This is a genomic window from Amorphus orientalis, from assembly GCF_030814015.1.
GTDB classification, from domain to species: domain Bacteria; phylum Pseudomonadota; class Alphaproteobacteria; order Rhizobiales; family Amorphaceae; genus Amorphus; species Amorphus orientalis.
Genome location: NZ_JAUSUL010000001.1, coordinates 269,453 through 287,863, shown reverse-complemented (window position 1 = coordinate 287,863; position 18,411 = coordinate 269,453). Strand labels below are relative to the sequence as shown.

Below are 18,411 nucleotides of genomic sequence, written 5' to 3'. Positions count from 1 at the left end.
ATGGGACTGAAGGGGATCTTCGAGGCAATTTCGGCACGTCCGCTGGCGCGGGCGATGGCCGCGTGCGGCCTGCTTCTCGGGCTCGGCGCGTGCGTTCTGACGCCTGCCGGCGATCCCATCATCACCTCCAGCTCGCCGGTGGCCTCCATCGTGCCGCCCGAGCCGATGGAGGCGGCCAGCGGCGAGACCCGTGAGCATCAGCGCCTGATCGACGCCTATGGCGGCGTCTATTCCGATCCCAGCGTCGAGCGCAGCGTGGCCCGGGTGGTCGGGCGTCTCGTGGCGGCTTCCGACGATCCGAGCCGCTCCTATCGCATCACCATCCTGAATTCGCCGGCGATCAATGCCTTCGCGCTGCCGACCGGCCATCTCTACATCACCCGCGGCCTTCTCGCGCTGGCCAGCGACCGCTCCGAAGTGGCCGCCGTCATCGCCCATGAAATGGCCCATGTGACGGCGCAGCACGCCGTCGCCCGTCAGCGGCGCGCCCAGGCCATCGCGGTGGCGAACCGGGTCGTCTCCAACATGGCCACCGAAGCAGCCGAGCAGGCGCGCCAGACGACCCAGCTGTCGCTCGCCCGGTTCAGCCAGGACCAGGAGCTGGAAGCCGACGAGGTGGGCGTGCGGACCCTGGCGGCGGCCGGCTTCGATCCGTTCGCGGCGACGCGGTTCCTGAACTCCATGAGCCGCTATGCCGACCTGCAGAGCGTGTCGGCCGGCAGCAAGGGGCTGGACTTCCTGTCCTCGCACCCGACCACGCCGTCGCGGATCGATCTCGCCCGGCGGGCGGCCCGCCAGTACGGCGCGCCCGGCATCGGCGAACAGGAGCGCGACGCCTATCTCAGAAGCCTGGACGGGATGCTCTACGGCGACGACCCGAGCGAGGGCTATATCCGCGGCCGGCAGTATCTGCACGCCTCCCTCGGGATCGGCTTCACCGTGCCCCCCGGCTACGTCCTGAAGAACACGCCGGAAGCGGTACTCGCGACCGACGGCGACCGCACGGCCCTGCGCTTCGACGGGCTGGCGCTGCCCGAAGGCATGTCGCTGACCGACTATCTCCGCTCCGGCTGGGTGAAGGGCCTGATCGAGGAGAGCGTCCGCGAGGAGACCGTCAACGGCATGAACGCGGCGACAGCGTCGGCCATCGCCGACGGCTGGTCGTTCCGCATCGGCGTGGTCCAGGCCGGATCGCGGATCTACCGGTTCATCTTCGCCACGTCGCGGCCGTCCGGCCGGTTCGACAGCAGCTTCGAAAAGACCTTCGCGTCCTTCTCGCGGCTGACGCGCGCGGAGCGCGACCAGCTCGAGCCGCTTCGCATCCGCATCGCGACCGTGCAGCCGTCGGATACCGTCTCAAGTCTCGCCGCCCGCATGCAGGGCGTCGCCGACAGCGAGCGCACCCGCATGTTCGAGGTCCTGAACGGGATCGACGCCGACAATCCGATCGTTCCCGGCCAGCTGGTCAAGATCATCTCCGAATAGCGACCCGTCCGACCGTCGCGGTCTGTCACCGAAAACCTGCGTGCCATTTCGTCCCGCCGCCCTATCCTTCCCCGCGGCGGCGCGCGGACGCGCGGCACCATGAGCGTGCCGGACGCGTTCTCCACCGAGACGCCGAAACACCGATGGGTTCACCAGGAGGTCGACAGTATGAGGGGTACGCTTTTCACCACCGCCACGGCGGCGCTGGCGCTTGCCGCGTTCGGCGGACCGGCAGCAGCCGACATCGTGACGCAGACCGTCACCTATGATGTCGACGGGACGACCTACGAGGGCTACTTCGCGATCAACGACGGCATCCAGGGCGACCAGCCGGTCGTGCTGATCGTGCACGACTGGGACGGCCTGACCGACTACGAGAAGCGCCGGGCGGAAATGCTCGCCGAGTATGGCGTCGCCGCGTTCGCCGTCGACGTTTACGGGCAGGGCGTGCGCCCGACCACCACGGAGGACAAGCGGGCGGAATCCGGCAAGCTCTACCAGGATCGCGACGCGCTCCGCGCGCGCCTGGCCGGCGGACTGGAAGCCGCACTCCAGATGGACGGCGTGGAGGACGACGTCATCGTCATCGGCTACTGCTTCGGCGGCGCGGCCGCTCTGGAATTCGCGCGCGCCGGTGCCGACGTCGACGGCTTCGTCAGCTTCCACGGCGGTCTCGGCACCCCGGACGGCCAGGACTATTCCGAGGTCGAGGCGCCGATCCTGATCCTGCACGGCTCGGAGGATCCGGTGGCCCCGATGGCGCAGGTCGCCGCGCTGGCGGAGGCGATGAACGCCGACAACGTCGATTTCGAGATGCAGATCTACTCGGGCGCCCGCCATTCCTTCACCGAGTGGTCCGCGAAGGGCGAAGGCTCGCGCTATGACGCCAACGCCGACCTGAAGTCCTGGCAGGCGCTCCTGAGCTTCATCGACGAGCAGGTCGACTAGAAGAGGCTCGGGCTCGCCTCACCGGCGGCCGCGCACCACCGCGACGTGAACGCCAAGGCTGCGGCACCGGATGCCGCAGCCTTTTTTGCCTCGCGAGACTTGGACGCCGGCCTCACGCCGACGAAGCGGCTGCCAGTTGCCCGGTCCCCGATCCTGCGCGCGTTTCGGGCCACGCCAGCGGCCAGAGCGCGGTCAGAAGCGCCGGCACGGCGGCCGTCAGGAACATGGCCCGGGAGCCGATCTGGTCGGCCAGAACACCGCTCACGGCCGGACCGACGACGCTGCCGATGGCCAGGGCGACGAGCGCGGCGGTGAAGCCGCGCGTGCCGCGGCCGGGAAACAGTCTCAGGCTCCAGAACGAGAATACCGCGCTCACCGCCATCAGCGCCGCCCCGTGCAAACCCGATGAGGCGATCACGGCCGGCCAGAGCGTGGGCGCCAGCGCGACCAGCACCATCGACAGCGCGGCGGCCGAAAAGATCGCCCGCAGCAGCCAGCCGAGCCCGATCGCCGCCTCGACCCGGCCCGTCGCAAGCCCCAACAGGCCGAACAGGCCGTAGCCGAGGAAGATCACGGGCGCGGCGGACGTTTCCGGCAGCCCGGGGAGGCCGCCGGCAGTGACGATCCGGTCGGCGGCGAAGGACAGATAGATCGCATTGGTCGCCCCGAAGCACAGGGCGGCGGCATAGAGCGGCACGGCCGGCCAGCACAAAAGCTCGCTGATGGCCTGCAGACGGGTCCTGCGGGCTGCACGGCGCTCAACGCCGGCCGGAACCGAGAGGACCGCCGCGATCGCCGTGAAAGATGCCGCCAGCGCAAAGACCACCCAGGCCGCCGTCCAGGGGAGATGGTCGTAGGTCACGGCAAGCGCGAGCAGCGCCGCCGCGGCCACACCGAGGCTCGTGCCCGTCGCGATGATGGACAGGATGCTGCTGCGGGCGTCTTCGGTGGCGACCCGTTCGGTCGCGTCGTTGAACGGTGCCCAGCACAAGCCGGCGCTGGATCCCGCCAGCGCGACGCCGATGGTCAGAACCATCGCGTTGGGTGCGAGCGCGACCGCCAGGAAACCGGCCGTGGCCAGGATGGCGCCGGACACCACCGGCAGCCGCGGACCGGTCCGCGAGACCAGAAGGGCGGCGAACGGGAGGGCTGCCAGAAAGGCCGCGAACCCGGCACTCGCGATCAGCCCGGCGATGGTGCTGGACAGATCGAACTCGGCGCGGAACTCCGGCAAGAACAGGCCGAACCCCATCCGCGCCGGGCCGAAGGCGATGGCGGTTGCGGCAAATCCTGCAAGAGCTAGGCGGGTCGTGGGTGTCAAGCGCTGGCCTTTTCAGTTCAGAGACTGGGCGGCCAACGCATAGGGAAGGTTACCGTTCGGGCCGGAGCGGTCCGAACGGCAAGGCAATTTTGTGACAGCGAGCAGGCCGCCGGCCCCTTGGCGCCGGCGAAGCCGCTCAGGAACGTCCCGACCGGATCAGGCCCCGCCGTCCCGCTTCGCCAGGGTCCTCAGACGCAGCGCGTTGAGCCGGATGAAGCCGGCGGCGTCCTTCTGGTCGTAGGCGCCGTGATCGTCCTCGAAGGTGACCAGCGCGTCGGAATAGAGGGACTTGGGCGATTCCCTGCCCTCGACGATGACGTTGCCCTTGTAGAGCTTGAGGCGGACGGTGCCCTCGACATTCTCCTGGCTCTTGTCGATCGCCGCCTGCAGCATCAGCCGCTCCGGCGAGAACCAGAACCCGTTGTAGATGAGCTCCGCATAGCGCGGCATCAGCTCGTCCTTGAGGTGGCCGGCACCCCGGTCGAGGGTGATGGATTCGATCGCCCGGTGGGCGACGAGCAGGATCGTGCCGCCCGGGGTCTCGTAGACGCCGCGCGACTTCATGCCGACGAAGCGGTTCTCGACCAGATCGAGCCGGCCGATGCCGTTGTCGCGGCCGAGATCGTTGAGCGCGGCCAGAAGCTCGTGCGGCTTCATCGGCTTGCCGTCGATCGACACCGGATCGCCGTTCTTGAAGCCGATCGTCACGATGGCGGGCCGGTCCGGCGCCTCTTCGGGGCTGACGGTGCGCTGATAGACGTAGGGTGGCGGGGTCTCGTTCGGATCCTCCAGAACCTTGCCCTCGGAGGACGAGTGCAGAAGGTTGGCGTCGACGGAGAACGGCGCCTCGCCGCGCTTGTCCTTGGTGACGAGGATCTGGTTCTTCTCGGCGAAATCGAGCAGCTCGGTGCGCGACTTGAACTCCCAGTCGCGCCACGGCGCGATCACCTTGATGTCCGGGTTCAGCGCATAGGCCGACAGCTCGAAGCGGACCTGGTCGTTGCCCTTGCCGGTCGCGCCATGGGCGATCGCGTCGGCACCGGTCTCCCGGGCGATCTCAACGAGGCGCTTGGAGATCAGCGGCCGGGCGATCGAGGTGCCGAGCAGATAGGTGCCCTCGTAGACGGCGTTGGCGCGGAACATCGGAAAGACGAAGTCGCGGCAGAACTCCTCGCGCACGTCCTCGATGTAGATCTCCTTGATGCCCGCGCGCTCGGCCTTCTCCCGCGCCGGCGCCAACTCTTCGCCCTGGCCGAGATCGGCGGTGAAGGTGACCACTTCGGCGCCGAGCTCGGTCTGCAGCCACTTCAGGATGATCGACGTGTCCAGCCCGCCGGAATAGGCAAGCACGACCTTTTTGATGGCGCCGTATTCGGCCATGAAACCTCCTTGAGCACACCCGGGGCGGACGACCAGCATCGCTCCGCCGCGATTTGCAGCCTCGCGGACGCAGCCGGTTCCACCGGCTGCCGCGGCCTCGCGCCGCAGCCCGGCAATCGGCCGGCACGGAACCGGCATCCGCATTCCGCGTGCACCAAAAGCACACTGCGCGCTCCAAGGGTAGCCGTCAGCGCCACATCCCAGCCATGCCTATGGAAATTTCGCCGCGCGGCCCCATTTCCACCCCTCCGCCGACGGCACGGTCGGCAGCCCCACTTCCGTTTTCGTGCGCCCGGTCCGATTCTCGACGTCCGTCAAGAGCTTGTTCGCCCGGATGCGCCTGCCCATAATGCGCCGCGATGAAGCTCGACTCGAAACACTTCGACCGCATTCGCATCAAACGGGCGTCGGACGAACCGGCGCCCGAGGCTCCGACGTGCGCGCACAAGGGGTGCACGGCGCGCGGCCTGTATCGCGCGCCCATGGGCCGCGGCCGCGAGGGGCAGTATCTGCTGCTCTGCCTCGACCACGTGCGCGCCTACAACAAGACCTACAACTATTTCGACGGGATGAGCGACGAGGCGGTCCAGGCCTTCCAGAAGGACGCCATCGTCGGGCACCGGCCCACCCGGAAGGTCGGCGTCAATTCCTGGGCGGAAAAGCGCGGCCAGGCGGCCGACAGCAAGCCCCAGACGGCCTGGAGCGGCCTCTACGAGGATCCGTTCGGCCTGTTCGGGGAAGACGGCGCCAAACCCGCCCCCGACAGCGACAATCGGCCGCGCCGAAGGGCGCTCGGCCCGGAGCGGCGGGCGCTGGAAACACTCGGACTTGAGGAAAGCGCCTCGCGTGACGACATCAAGTCGCGCTACAAGACCCTGGTGAAACGCCATCATCCGGACGCGAACCACGGCGATCGCGGATCGGAAGAACGGCTCCGGCGTATCATTCAAGCCTATACGGTGCTAAGGCGCGCCGGCTACTGTTGATCTCTTGCCCGCTTGGCGGGGTTCTCCCGCCGGCCTCGACGCGCGAACGTCGTGCGCGATGGAGGAACAATGACCGCTGAGACTATGGAAAGTCCCGGACTGCCCGACATGAACGTGTCGGCCCGGCAGGTGTTCGGCATCGATGCCGACTTCGACGTTCCGGCCTACTCGGAACGCTCCGAGCACGTTCCGGATCTGGATCCCGACTATCTCTTCGACCGGCCGACCACGCTGGCCATCCTGGCCGGCTTCGCCCGCAACCGGCGCGTCATGGTCACGGGCTACCACGGCACCGGTAAGTCGACCCACATCGAGCAGGTCGCGGCGCGGCTCAACTGGCCCTGCGTGCGCGTCAACCTCGACAGCCACATCTCGCGGATCGACCTGATCGGCAAGGACGCGATCGTCATTCGCGACGGCCAGCAGGTGACGGAGTTCCGCGACGGCATCCTGCCGTGGGCGCTGCAGACCAACACCGCACTGGTGTTCGACGAGTACGACGCCGGCCGCCCGGACGTGATGTTCGTCATCCAGCGCGTGCTGGAGGTCCAGGGACGTCTGACGCTGCTCGACCAGAACCGGGTGATCCGGCCGCATCCCTCCTTCCGGCTGTTCGCCACGGCGAACACGGTCGGTCTCGGCGACACGTCCGGCCTCTATCACGGCACCCAGCAGATCAACCAGGGCCAGATGGACCGCTGGTCGATCGTGGTGACGCTGAACTATCTGCCGCACGACAACGAGGTCGACATCATCCTCGCCAAGTCGCCGCACTACCGCAGCGAGGAAGGTCGCGAGACCGTCTCCAAGATGGTCCGTCTGGCGGATCTGACGCGCAACGCCTTCATGAACGGCGATCTTTCTACGGTGATGAGCCCGCGCACGGTGCTCACCTGGGCGGAGAATGCCGAGATCTTCGGGGACGTGCCGTTCGCCTTTCAGCTCACCTTCCTGAACAAGTGCGACGAGACCGAACAGTCGATCGTGTCGGAATTTTACCAGCGCTGCTTCGGCACGGAGCTGACCCAGTCCGCCGCCAACGTCGTCATGAGCTGATCGCGTTCGGGGCTATTGGGGTCTGCCAGCCAGGGACCGCCCGCTATGACGCAGGGAAGCAACTGGGACAAGAACGGCAATCCGGCCGGGAACCGGAACGACGCGTTCAAGCGCGCCGTCACGGCGACCATGCGCGCGGTCTCGCGCGATCCGGAGCTTGAAGTCTCGTTCTCCAACGATCGCCCGGCCCTGACCGGCCACAAGGCGCGATTGCCGGAACCGCCGCGGCGGCGCACCGAGGCGGATACCGCGGTCGCCCGCGGGGTCGGCGATTCCATGGCGCTCAAGCTCGCCTGCCACGACCCCAAGCTGCACACGAGCCTCGTCCCCAACGGCCGCGAGGCCCGGGGCATCTTCGACGCCATCGAACAGGCCCGCTGCGAGGCGATCGGAAGCCGCCGGATGGAGGGCGTCGCCAGCAACTTGTCGGCGATGCTCGAGGACCGCTATTTCCGCGGCAACTACCACGAGATCACCGACCGGGCCGACGCGCCCATCGAGGACGCCCTGTCGCTCATGGTGCGCGAGCGGCTGACCGGCCAGAAGCCCCCGGAAAGCGCCCAGCGCCTGGTCGATCTCTGGCGTCCCTGGATCGAGGACAAGGTCGGCCGGGATCTCGATGAGCTCGGCTCCACCCTGGAGGACCAGCAGCGCTTCGGCACCGCCATCCGCGACGTTCTCGCCGCCCTCGACATGGCCGAGGAGATGAGCTCCGATCAGGAGGAGGACGAGGACAGCGATCCGGAGAGCGAGGACAACTCCGACACCTCCAGCGACGACGAATCCTCGGCCGAAGGCCAGGAGGACCAGGAGGACGCGGCCGCCCCCCAGGAGACCGAGACCCTCGGCGAAGAGGAAGAGGCGAGCGAGTCGGAGAGCGCCGAATCCACCAGCGAGGACTACCGGGACGACGACCTGGCCGATCCTCGGGAATCCGGCGAGGCCGCGCGCGCCGAGCCGCCCACGGGGCTGCGCCGGGCCGAGGTCGACTACCGGGTCTACACCACCCGCTTCGACGAGATCATCAAGGCGGAGGAGCTGTGCGATTCCGCCGAGCTGGACCGGCTCCGCGGTTTTCTGGACAAGCAGCTCTCCCATCTTCAGGGCGTCGTCGCCCGGCTCGCGAACCGGCTGCAGCGCCGGCTGATGGCCCAGCAGAACCGCGCCTGGGAATTCGATCAGGAGGAAGGCTGGCTCGATACCGCGCGGCTCGCCCGTATCGTCATCGACCCGATGCAGCCGCTCGCCTTCAAGCGCGAACGGGAAGCCAACTTCCGCGACACCGTCGTCACGCTCCTCCTGGACAATTCCGGCTCCATGCGCGGGCGGCCGATCACGGTCGCGGCGACCTGCGCCGACATTCTCGCCCGGACCCTGGAGCGCTGCGGCGTCAAGGTGGAGATCCTGGGCTTCACGACGCGCGCCTGGAAGGGCGGCCAGTCGCGGGAAAACTGGCTGCAGAACGGCAAGCCGGTCTCGCCGGGCCGGCTGAACGATCTGCGCCACATCGTCTACAAGTCGGCCGACACGCCCTGGCGCCGGTCGCGGCGCAATCTCGGCCTGATGATGCGCGAAGGGCTCCTGAAGGAGAACATCGACGGCGAGGCGCTGGAGTGGGCCCACGGTCGCCTGCTCGGCCGCCCGGAAAGCCGGCGCATCCTGATGATGATCTCCGACGGGGCGCCGGTCGACGATTCCACGCTCTCGGTGAACAGCGGCAACTATCTGGAGCGGCACCTGCGCGCCGTGATCGACGAGATCGAGACCAATTCGGCGATCGAACTCATCGCCATCGGCATCGGCCACGACGTCACGCGCTACTATCGGCGGGCCGTCACCATCGTCGATGCCGACGAGCTGGCGGGCGCGATCGTGGAGCAGCTCGCTTCCCTGTTCGCGGAGGAAACCCAGACCCCGCGCGGCCGACGCGGCGCTGCGTGAGGCGTTCCGGGCGTCTCGCCCTTGCACTGGCCGCTCTGGGGCTCTGGCTGCCCCTCGGCGCAGTGTCCGCCCACGCCGAGCCGATCGAAGTCCAGGCGACCCCGATCCGGGCCTTCCACGTCCGCGACGAGATCAGCCGGTACGGGGATCTCCGCTTTCTGGGCGGGCTGTCCCTCACCTCCCGCAGCCGTGCGTTCGGCGCCCTGTCCGGCCTTCTGGTGTCGGACGACGGGGCGACCCTTCTCGCCGTATCGGACCTCGGCTCCTGGCTGACGCTGGACCTCCGGCAGGATCCGGACGGCGCCCCGCTCGGCATCCGGAGCGCCGATCTCGCGCCGCGTCTGGGAACCGACGGGCAGCCGATTTCCGACAAGCCGAACCAGGACGCCGAGTCGCTCGCCCGACGGGGCGACGAAGTTCTGGTCTCCGTGGAGGTCGGCCGCGCGCTGCTCGCCTATCCGGGCGCCGATCCCGTGTCGGCCACGCCGCGGTCTGTTTCGCTGCCCGCGGAGATGCGCTGCCTGCCGCCCAATGGCGGGATCGAAGCCATGGACGTGGCTCCTCCGTCGAGCCCCGTCGCCGGCACTCTCTTCCTGTTCGCCGAGCGCGGCTGCAGCCGCGGCCCGGTCGCAACCGGTCCCGACGCCCTCCCGGTCTGGCGCCTGTCACCGGGCGGCGCAAGCCAGCGGATGCGGCTGGTGCGCTCGGACGGGTTCCGGCCGACAGGTGCGGCCTTCCTGCCGCGAGGGGACCTTCTGCTTCTGGAGCGGCGCTATGCGGGCGGCATCGATATCGCCATGCGCATCCGCCGGATCGGGCGCGATGCGCTCGCCGGCTCCGCCCCGCTCGACGGTCCGGTCGTGATCGAGGCCGATTTCGCCTATGAGATCGACAATATGGAAGGCATTGCGGTCAGCGCCGACCGCGCCGGGCGGCCGGTGGTCACCCTCGTCTCCGACGACAACAGGTCCCTGTTCCAGCGCACGCTGGTGCTGCGATTTCGGCTGGAGACGCCGGTGCCCCAGGCAAAGCCCGGCTAGCCGCCCGTCCGGCCACGACCGGAACATCGCTGTCAGACAGGGCTCTAGGCTGCGGAGCGGGCCGGCGGCGCGCCGATCAGCGCCATCAGGACCCGGTAGGGCGCCAGCAGAACCAGCGCGACCAGGAGCTTCACCGACAGGTCGCCGAGCGCCCACGACATCCAGCGCGGCACTTCGACCGGCAGCACGCCGAGCAACGGCGCGGAGCCGATGGCGAAGCCATCGTTCGGGCCCAGGAAGACGAATACGGCGGCGAAGGCGATCCCGAAGAACAGGATCGTGTCGACCAGCGATCCGATCACCGACGAGACCAGCGGCGCCCGCCACCAGGCGCCGCGGCGGAGCCGGTCGAAGATGGTGACGTCCAGGAGCTGGGCGACGAGGAAGGCCGACCCGGACGCGATCGCGATGCGCGGCGTCGCCAGAACGACCGACAGGGCGAGCGCGACGGTGAACCCGGCGAACACGACCATCCGGGCCGCGGCCGGGCCGTAGCGGCGGTTGGTCAGGTCGGTCACCAGGAAGGCGATCGGATAGGTGAACGCACCCCACGTCAGAAGATCCGCGAGATCGAGCGGCCCGAGCCGGGCCGCGACCGGATACTGGACGAGGATGTTCGAGGCGAGCACCACCGCCGTCATGGCCGCAATGGCAATGACGATCTGGCGGGCGCCAAACGGCTCGGAACGGGTCATCGGCTGGCCTTGCTTGTCGAGCAGAGGACGTCGACGACCGGCACTTACGCGGCCGCTTCGGTCTTCTTGGCCACGATCTCGCGCTTCAGAAGCAGCGCGCGCGGCGACAGGGTCTTGTCGTCCTGCTTGAGCAGGAAGGCGTCGAGACCGCCCCGGTGCTCGACGGAGCGCAGCGCGGCCGCACTCACGCGGAGCCGCACACCGCGGTCGAGCGCGTCGGAAAGCAGGGTGACCGTGCACAGGTTCGGCAGGAAGCGACGCCGCGTCTTGTTGTTGGCGTGGCTCACGTTGTTGCCGGTCAGCACGGCCTTGCCGGTCAGTTCACAGCGACGGGCCATTGCAAAAAATCCTCGTCTGGAGGGCCGGGACCACCCGCCCCCACGTCATCTCGCTAGGTCATGGGATCGCGTTTCTATAGGAATACCGCCGATCCACGTCAAGCGGCCTGCGACCCTTCGTTGCCGAAAGAAGCGCTCACGTTAACCCGCTGGTGACCATACCGGGACTAGCGTCGCCGCTGACGTGCTTCGTTTCCGCCCGGCCTCGGCGAGAGGCCGACGCGAGGCAGGAGCCGTCGCCAACCATGACGCTGAGACGACACGGGCGGTCGGCCCGGTTTCATCGCGATCCAGACGAGGGTTAACAAGGTGCAGGCACGTCAGTTCCGATTCATGCGGCGCCGTTTCATCCCGATCGCCATCCTTCTGGCCGCAACGGCCTGGCCGGGCGCCGCCACCGCCGGCGAACGGACCACGGCAGGCGTGCGCTACGACGTCAGCTTCAAGGGCGTGACCATCGCCAAGGGCAGCCTGTCGGTGATCCTGGCCGACGACGCCTATTCGGTGAAGGTCGACATGAAGCCCACCGGCTTCGCCTCGCTCCTGACCGCGTCCAAGGTCGACGCGGAAGTGAAGGGGCATCTGGGCGAGACCGGCCTGTCGCCCTCCAGCTACCGGCTGGTGTCGGTCGATCCGGGCGAGACCACCAAGGTCTCGATGCGGCTCGCCGATCACAGCGTCGCCTCGCTGTCCGCCCGCCCCCCGCTCGATCCGGCACCGGACCGGGTCGACGTGGTCGCCGGCCACAAGCGCGGCATTCTCGATCCGATCAGCGCGGCCGTGCTGCCGATCCGCCGGACCGGCGCGGAACCGGACCTGAAAGAAGCCTGCAACCGCCAGCTTCCGGTCTTCGATGGATGGAGCCGCTACCAGGTCGACCTCGCCCCCAAGGGTGAAATCCGACTGCGCACGCCGAGCTACGACGGCAAGGCCTTCCAGTGCTCCGCGCGCTGGACTCCGATCGCCGGTCACCGGGCCAACTCCGAAAGCGTGGCCTATCTCGCCCGCAATCAGGGCCTGGAAGCCGCCTTCGTCGCGGTCGGCGACGACGTCTTCGTCCCCGTGTCCATCTCGATCGAGACGCCGCACGGGGTCCTGTCCGTCCAGGCCACCGATATCAAGCTGCGCGGGGTGCGCCTGGCGGCCGCCGAGTAGGCCGACAGCCGTCTGACCCGCCCAGGGGCCGCCGTCACCGACGCCGGCCCTTTTTTGCGTCCGGACGCCGTTCGGCAGGTCATGCGGCTTCACCGGCACCCGCATCCCGCAACACGGCAAGATCCCGCTGATGTGACGAAGGCCGCAAGACTTAGGTCAGAGTAAATAACGGGTAAATCTGATTGATCTAATTCTCCCGGATGTACCAGTTTCATCCTGCATATCCGGAACAAAGACAGAATTTCGAGCGGCGCCCGATTCGATCCCGATTCGGTCTACTTACGTTCTTTTTCGTGACATCAAGCCGCTCCGCACTTGCGCGGCGAAAATCCGTCAGCCCGGGATCGATCGGCGCTTGACTCTCTCTCCATTTCGATTCGCCAGCGCGACTCGCAGTGCGTGTCCCGCCGGCGCCCCGCAGTCGTCCCGTGAATCAAGATCTGGGGTGGATTTCCCGATTCAAAACAACCAGTTGCGGGGAACGAAGCGTGAATCGAAATGAGTCGCCGATTCGGCCGCGATTCGTTCCGGACTCGTTCCGGTTGCGTTTGAGCGGCCCTATTTTTGGCGTGCGAGCGCGCCACTGTGTGTTAGACAGGAAGGCAGCGTCCGAGCGGCCGGTCCTTCATCCCGGCCCGTGGCGACAGTATTCGGACCGACCGCAGGACAAGGAGCCGACCGGCGTTGAGCCGCAATTCTCCATGAAGGCCCCGGGCCTCCGTTCGCAGCGTCGTGTCCCCGCAAAGCCGCGACCTCCCGCCAAGTTCCTCGAGCCGACCATTCCATGACGGTTCCGTCGCAGATCCCCCTTCCACGCCAGGCGCGCGCCCGTACGGTGACGGCGGTGCTCGGGCCGACGAACACCGGCAAGACGCATCTGGCGATCGAGCGGATGCTCGGCCACAGCTCCGGGCTGATCGGCCTGCCGCTGCGCCTGCTTGCGCGCGAGGTCTATGGCCGGGTGGTGGCCCGGGTCGGGGCCGACCAGGTCGCCCTGGTCACCGGCGAGGAGAAGATCCTTCCCGACAATCCGCGCTACTACATCTCCACCGTGGAGGCGATGCCGCAGACCACCGATGTCGATTTCGTCGCCATCGACGAGGTTCAGCTCGCCTCCGACCTGGAACGCGGCCGCGTCTTCACCGACCGCATCCTCCGGCTGCGCGGACACTCCGAGACGCTGCTCCTGGGGGCGGCGACCGCGCGGCCGATCCTGGAGCGGCTGCTGCCGGGCCTCAACGTGGTCACCCGGCCGCGCATGTCGGTGCTGCGCTATTCCGGCTCCAAGAAGATCACCCGGCTGCCGACCCGGTCGGCGGTGGTCGCGTTTTCGTCCGCCGAGGTCTACCAGATCGCCGAGCTGATCCGCCGCCAGCGGGGCGGCGCGGCGGTGGTGCTGGGTGCGCTGAGCCCGCGCACCCGCAACGCCCAGGTCGAGCTGTTCCAGTCCGGCGACGTGGATTTCCTGATCGCCACCGACGCGATCGGCATGGGCCTGAACCTCGACGTGGACCACGTGGCGTTCGCCGCCGACCGGAAATTCGACGGCTACCAGTACCGAAGGCTCAATCCGGGCGAACTCGGCCAGATCGCCGGCCGCGCCGGCCGGCACATGCGCGACGGCACCTTCGGCGTGACCGGCCGCGTCGATCCGTTCGGCGACGATCTGGTGGAAGCGCTGGAGACCCACAGCTTCGAGCCCATCAAACTCTTCCAGTGGCGCAATCCCGATCTCGACTTCTCCTCGATCAGCGCGCTCAGGCAGGCACTCGACGCCCCGCCTCAGGAACAGGGCCTCACCCGTGCGCCGACTTCCGAGGACATCATCTGCCTCGAACACGCGGCCAAGGATCCCGAGATCAGCGGCCTCGCCAGGGGTCCGGCGGCGGTGGAGCGGCTGTGGGAAGTGTGCCAGCTTCCCGACTATCGGCGGATCGCGCCGGCAAACCATGCAGATCTGGTGCTTGGCCTTTACCGGAACCTCATGCAAGAAGGGCGCGTTCCGGACGATTGGTTTTCCAGGCAGCTCGCCTTTGCCGATCGGACGGACGGCGACATCGACACCCTGTCGAACCGAATCGCGCACATCCGGACCTGGACTTATGTTGCCAACCGTGCCGATTGGCTCGACGATCCCGCGCACTGGAGAGGAATCACCCGCGCTATAGAGGACCGCCTGTCGGACGCGCTCCACGAACGCCTGACTCAGCGCTTCGTCGACCGCCGAACCAGCGTGCTCATGCGCCGGCTGAGAGACAACGATATGCTCGAATCCGAGATTACCGCCTCGGGAGACGTGATGGTCGAGGGACATCATGTCGGCAACCTGCACGGCTTCCGCTTCGTCCCGGTCTCCACGGCCGAGACGCCGGACCTCAAGGCCGTGCGCGGAGCGGCCCAGAAAGCGCTTGCCAGCGAGTTCGAAAAGCGGGCCGAACGCCTCGGCAGCGCGCCGGACGCGGCGTTCGTGCTGGCCTCCGACGGCGCGGTCCGATGGCACGGCGAGGCGGTGGCCAAGCTCGTGCCGGGCGAGGAGACGCTGTCGCCCGGCCTGGTGGTCCTGTCCGACGACCAGTTGAGCGGACCGGCTCTGGAAAAGGTCCAGACCCGGCTGCAGCTCTGGCTCAAGGCCCAGATCGAGACCCAGCTGAAGCCGCTGTTCGATCTCAGGGCCGCGGAAGGCCTGGAAGGCATCGCGCGCGGCCTCGCCTTCCAGATCAGCGAGGCGCTGGGCGTCCTCGACCGCCAGCGCGTCGCCGACGACGTCAAGAGCCTGGACCAGCAGGCCCGCGCCGGCATGCGCCAGCTCGGCGTGCGGTTCGGCGCCTACCACATCTATGTTCCGGCCCTGCTCAAGCCGGCGCCGAGCCGGCTCCTGGCGGAGCTCTGGGCGCTCAAGCACGCGACCTTCGATGTGCCGGGGCTCGCCGAACTGCCGCAGCTGTCGGCGTCAGGCCGCACCTCGATCCCCGTCGACCCGGAAATTCCGAAGGATCTCTACGGCGTCGTGGGCTTCCGCGTCTGCGGCAACCGCGCCGTGCGCGTGGACATTCTGGAGCGTCTCGCCGACCAGATCCGTCCGCTGATTGCCTGGAAGCCGTCCGGCGACGCCACCACGCCGCCGGAGGGCGCGATCCCCGAAGGCGGCGGCTTCACCGTCACCGTGTCGATGATGTCTCTGCTCGGCTGCTCGGGCGAGGATTTCGCGTCGGTCCTGAAGTCGCTCGGCTACCGGGTGGAACGCCGGCCCGCGCCGCCCCAGCCGGTCGAACCTGTCGAGCCGGCTGCCGACGCCGGTGGGACGGGCGCTTCCGCCACGCCTGACAGTTCCGTCTCCGAGACGTCGGAGACCGTGTCCGAGGCCCCGGCCCTGTCGGAGACCGAGGCCGAAGCGCCGGCGGCAAGCGAGGACACTCCCGCGCCGGACATTGCTGCCTCCTCTGCCGAGGAAAACGTTCCCGAGCCCGCCACGGACGAGGTCGCAGGTTCGGGGGCGAACGAGGCTGCAGCCGCTCAGCCCGCCCCGCCCGAAGTCCTGACCGAGGTCGGCGCCGAGGCTCCGGCCACCGAAGAGCCGGCCGCCGCGGCGGATGCGGACGTCTCCTCGGAGGCCGAACCGGCGACCCCGTCGGCGGACGTTGCGGACGCGACGCCCGAGGCAAGCGCGGAACCCGCCATGATCGAGGTGTGGCGGCCGGGACGCCGCCGGCGCCCCGAGCATCACCGGGATCGGCGGAGCGAGGGGCAGGGCGAAGGCCCTCGTCGCGGGCGCGGCGGGCCACGCCGCGGCGACCAGAAGGGACAGGGAGCCGGTCAGGATCAGGCCGGCGGCGCCCAGGCGAGGACCGGCGGCGGTCCGGACCGCAAGCGCGGCGGGGAAAAATCCCATTATCCCGGCAAGGGCGGTGGAAAGCGTCCCAATCAGCAGGCCAAGGGCGGCGGAAACAAGCCGCCCCAGCGCGGGTCCGGCCCTCCGGAGCGCGAGAAGAAGGCCGATCCGGATTCGCCGTTCGCCAAGCTGGCAGAGCTGAAGCGCAACATGGAGCGTGACAAGGGTGGCCGCGGCTGAGGCGGAGCCCCCGGACCGGCTTCGGCTGGACCTGTGGATCTGGCGCGCGCGCCTCGCCAAGACGCGCGGGCTGGCCCAGGAACTCATCGCCGGCGGCAAGGTCCGGGTGAACCGGGACAAGGTGCGAACGTCCGGTCGTCGGGTGGGTCCGGGCGACGTGGTGACCATCACCGGGCCGCGCGGGGTTCGGGTTCTCAAGATCCAGACCTGCCCGGAGCGGCGGGGATCGGCCGCGGCGACGGCGGGCGTCTACGAGGACCTGACGCCGCCTCCGCGGGACCCGGAAGACCCGGGCTCCCTTGATCGCTGACGGCCGTCCGCGAGGTGCCCGAACCTCTTGCGGCGAACAAAGTTTCTGCCGAAGTGACGGTTTGGGGTGCGAGCTTGCTTGAGACGCACGTGCGTAACGGCTAAAGCCCACACTCAGAGTGAAAAGTTTCTAAGGTCGCGCCGCAATGCTCGGTCGGCGCACCCGGTTGGAGGTTGGAAATGACGTACGTCGTCACCGACGCGTGCATCAAATGCAAGTACACCGACTGTGTCGAGGTCTGTCCGGTCGACTGCTTCTATGAAGGCGAGAACATGCTCGTCATTCATCCCGACGAGTGCATCGACTGCGGCGTGTGCGAGCCGGAATGCCCGATCGACGCCATCAAGCCGGACACCGAGCCGGGGCTCGAGAAATGGCTTGAGGTCAACACCGAGTATGCCTCGAAGTGGCCCAATCTCACGGCCAAGAAGGATCCCATGCCGGAAGCGGATTCGTTCGACGGCGTCGAGAACAAGTTCGAGAAGTACTTCTCGACCGAGCCCGGTCCGGGCGACTGACTACGCGGACCGCGATGGCGAAACCATGCCGCAGCGCCGACGCGTTGCAACGGGTTTCCGGGACCAAATGCGGTCCGCGGCCGTTTTGCTATGCGGCAAGCCTTTGATTTTTGCCCAATTTGCGCTATATTGCAGAATTGGTTTGATCGCTCGCACCTCTTGACCGCTTCGAGGCGTTCTCTGCCGCAATCATCTTACGTGAACCGAACCAGCTCTGGCCGCAGGAGTGTTCCCGAAATCGGCCGGGCCTTGCTGCGTCGGCAGCAGATGCGGTTTTCACGGCAGAATGCGGCCTGAAGGTCGAAACGGCCGGTCCGTCCCGGACGCGCGGGATCATCCAATAACGAAAAGCGCCATCGGGCGCTCAATAGACGATTCGGCCTTTGGCATAAAGGTCGGTCGAGAACATCAAGAAGGCGCAGGAGTCAGACGCGTATGGCCACCCCGGCAAAAAAATCGGTTCAGCGTTCGACCTTCAAGCCCCAGGATTACATCGTCTATCCGGCGCACGGCGTCGGTCAGATCGAGGCAATCGAGGAGCAAGAGGTCGCTGGTCACAAGCTCGAGTTGATCGTGGTCAACTTCGAGAAGGACAAGATGACGCTGCGCGTCCCCGTGGCCAAGGCGAAGAGCGCTGGCCTGCGGAAGCTGGCCGACAGCCCGACCGTAAAGAAAGCCCTGGATGTCGTCACCGGCCGCGCCCGGGTGAAGCGCACCATGTGGAGCCGCCGCGCCCAGGAATACGAGGCGAAGATCAATTCCGGCGACCTGCTGTCCATCGCAGAGGTCGTGCGTGACCTGTTCCGCGCCGACACCCAGCCCGAGCAGTCCTATTCCGAGCGGCAGCTCTTCGAGGCTGCGCTGGACCGGATGGCGCGCGAGATCGCGGCCGTCAACAAGGTCTCGGAGACCGAGGCCGTCCGCCTCATCGAGGCCCAGCTCGCGAAGGCGCCCCGCCGCGGTCCGAAGACCGACGGAGAAGGCGGCGACGACGTGGACGGCGAAGAGGAGCACGAGGAGGCCGCCTGAGGCTTTCCTGCCTGCTTGGGCAATTTTCCTGAACGCGATGTGGAACGGGCGCCCTCGGCGCCCGTTTTCTTATTTGGCCTTGCTTCGATCACGATTACGTGCGGCGCCCACAATGAGGCTCGCATGATCCGGTCGCGCGG

At 67.9% G+C, this 18,411-nt stretch carries 15 protein-coding genes; 11 read left to right on the top strand and 4 right to left on the bottom strand.

What is annotated here, in order from left to right; genetic code table 11:
* Positions 1–1,485 carry a M48 family metalloprotease gene (locus J2S73_RS01310; RefSeq protein WP_306883617.1) on the top strand — a complete coding sequence of 495 codons (1,485 nt, stop codon included), beginning with the start codon at positions 1–3 and terminating at the stop codon, positions 1,483–1,485.
* A gap of 168 nt (positions 1,486–1,653) precedes the next feature.
* Positions 1,654–2,433 (top strand): dienelactone hydrolase family protein, encoded by a 780-nt coding sequence (locus J2S73_RS01305; RefSeq protein ID WP_306883616.1) that lies wholly within the window; start codon positions 1,654–1,656, stop codon positions 2,431–2,433.
* A 112-nt stretch (positions 2,434–2,545) separates the two neighbouring features.
* On the opposite strand, the gene J2S73_RS01300 is transcribed toward J2S73_RS01305, so the two are convergent.
* A complete protein-coding gene (locus tag J2S73_RS01300; RefSeq protein ID WP_306883615.1) occupies positions 2,546–3,754 on the bottom strand; it encodes an MFS transporter in 1,209 nt (402 codons plus the stop codon).
* Between the two features lie 156 nt (positions 3,755–3,910).
* Complete coding sequence (locus J2S73_RS01295; RefSeq protein ID WP_306883614.1) at positions 3,911–5,134, bottom strand: argininosuccinate synthase; 1,224 nt, start codon at positions 5,132–5,134, stop codon at positions 3,911–3,913.
* A 359-nt stretch (positions 5,135–5,493) separates the two neighbouring features.
* On the opposite strand from J2S73_RS01295, the gene J2S73_RS01290 reads away from it, so the two are divergent.
* From J2S73_RS01290 to J2S73_RS01275, 4 genes are all read left to right on the top strand, one after another.
* Positions 5,494–6,120: a J domain-containing protein gene (locus tag J2S73_RS01290; protein WP_306883613.1), complete on the top strand. Its 627-nt coding sequence runs from the start codon at positions 5,494–5,496 to the stop codon at positions 6,118–6,120.
* Between the two features lie 69 nt (positions 6,121–6,189).
* On the top strand, positions 6,190–7,176 hold the full coding sequence (gene cobS, locus J2S73_RS01285) for a cobaltochelatase subunit CobS (RefSeq protein WP_306883612.1): 987 nt from the start codon (positions 6,190–6,192) through the stop codon (positions 7,174–7,176).
* A gap of 45 nt (positions 7,177–7,221) precedes the next feature.
* Positions 7,222–9,117, top strand: coding sequence for a cobaltochelatase subunit CobT (gene cobT, locus J2S73_RS01280; protein WP_306883611.1), 1,896 nt, complete (start codon positions 7,222–7,224; stop codon positions 9,115–9,117).
* On the top strand, positions 9,114–10,157 hold the full coding sequence (locus tag J2S73_RS01275; protein WP_306883610.1) for an esterase-like activity of phytase family protein: 1,044 nt from the start codon (positions 9,114–9,116) through the stop codon (positions 10,155–10,157). The genes cobT and J2S73_RS01275 overlap by 4 nt, the downstream gene beginning before the upstream one ends.
* A 44-nt stretch (positions 10,158–10,201) precedes the next feature.
* Here J2S73_RS01275 and J2S73_RS01270 read toward each other — a convergent pair whose 3' ends face one another.
* Together J2S73_RS01270 and rpmB are read right to left on the bottom strand one after the other, a co-directional pair.
* On the bottom strand, positions 10,202–10,852 hold the full coding sequence (locus J2S73_RS01270) for a queuosine precursor transporter (protein ID WP_306883609.1): 651 nt from the start codon (positions 10,850–10,852) through the stop codon (positions 10,202–10,204).
* Between the two features lie 44 nt (positions 10,853–10,896).
* On the bottom strand, positions 10,897–11,190 hold the full coding sequence (gene rpmB, locus J2S73_RS01265; RefSeq protein WP_306883608.1) for a 50S ribosomal protein L28: 294 nt from the start codon (positions 11,188–11,190) through the stop codon (positions 10,897–10,899).
* Between the two features lie 333 nt (positions 11,191–11,523).
* On the opposite strand from rpmB, the gene J2S73_RS01260 reads away from it, so the two are divergent.
* The 5 genes from J2S73_RS01260 (at position 11,524) to J2S73_RS01240 (ending at position 18,271) form a co-directional block, all read left to right on the top strand.
* Entirely contained in the window at positions 11,524–12,345 is an 822-nt protein-coding gene (locus J2S73_RS01260; protein ID WP_306883607.1) for a DUF3108 domain-containing protein, read from the top strand.
* Positions 12,346–13,129: 784 nt separating this feature from the next.
* Positions 13,130–16,414 carry a helicase-related protein gene (locus J2S73_RS01255; RefSeq protein WP_306883606.1) on the top strand — a complete coding sequence of 1,095 codons (3,285 nt, stop codon included), beginning with the start codon at positions 13,130–13,132 and terminating at the stop codon, positions 16,412–16,414.
* Complete coding sequence (locus tag J2S73_RS01250) at positions 16,401–16,724, top strand: RNA-binding S4 domain-containing protein (RefSeq protein WP_306883605.1); 324 nt, start codon at positions 16,401–16,403, stop codon at positions 16,722–16,724. The genes J2S73_RS01255 and J2S73_RS01250 overlap by 14 nt, the downstream gene beginning before the upstream one ends.
* Before the next feature lie 179 nt (positions 16,725–16,903).
* Positions 16,904–17,242 (top strand): ferredoxin FdxA, encoded by a 339-nt coding sequence (fdxA, locus tag J2S73_RS01245; RefSeq protein WP_306883604.1) that lies wholly within the window; start codon positions 16,904–16,906, stop codon positions 17,240–17,242.
* A gap of 435 nt (positions 17,243–17,677) precedes the next feature.
* The gene (locus tag J2S73_RS01240) at positions 17,678–18,271 is read left to right on the top strand and encodes a CarD family transcriptional regulator (RefSeq protein ID WP_306883603.1); all 594 of its coding nucleotides are present in this window, start codon (positions 17,678–17,680) and stop codon (positions 18,269–18,271) included.
* Positions 18,272–18,411: the final 140 nt, after the last annotated feature.

Coding starts and splice junctions, on each gene's coding strand:
- J2S73_RS01310 (WP_306883617.1), top strand. CDS start 1: ATGGGACTGAAGGGGATCTTCGAGGCAATTTCGGCACGTCCGCTGGCG.
- J2S73_RS01305 (WP_306883616.1), top strand. CDS start 1,654: ATGAGGGGTACGCTTTTCACCACCGCCACGGCGGCGCTGGCGCTTGCC.
- J2S73_RS01295 (WP_306883614.1), bottom strand. CDS start 5,134: ATGGCCGAATACGGCGCCATCAAAAAGGTCGTGCTTGCCTATTCCGGC.
- J2S73_RS01290 (WP_306883613.1), top strand. CDS start 5,494: ATGAAGCTCGACTCGAAACACTTCGACCGCATTCGCATCAAACGGGCG.
- cobS (WP_306883612.1), top strand. CDS start 6,190: ATGACCGCTGAGACTATGGAAAGTCCCGGACTGCCCGACATGAACGTG.
- cobT (WP_306883611.1), top strand. CDS start 7,222: ATGACGCAGGGAAGCAACTGGGACAAGAACGGCAATCCGGCCGGGAAC.
- J2S73_RS01270 (WP_306883609.1), bottom strand. CDS start 10,852: ATGACCCGTTCCGAGCCGTTTGGCGCCCGCCAGATCGTCATTGCCATT.
- rpmB (WP_306883608.1), bottom strand. CDS start 11,190: ATGGCCCGTCGCTGTGAACTGACCGGCAAGGCCGTGCTGACCGGCAAC.
- J2S73_RS01260 (WP_306883607.1), top strand. CDS start 11,524: ATGCGGCGCCGTTTCATCCCGATCGCCATCCTTCTGGCCGCAACGGCC.
- J2S73_RS01255 (WP_306883606.1), top strand. CDS start 13,130: ATGACGGTTCCGTCGCAGATCCCCCTTCCACGCCAGGCGCGCGCCCGT.
- fdxA (WP_306883604.1), top strand. CDS start 16,904: ATGACGTACGTCGTCACCGACGCGTGCATCAAATGCAAGTACACCGAC.
- J2S73_RS01240 (WP_306883603.1), top strand. CDS start 17,678: ATGGCCACCCCGGCAAAAAAATCGGTTCAGCGTTCGACCTTCAAGCCC.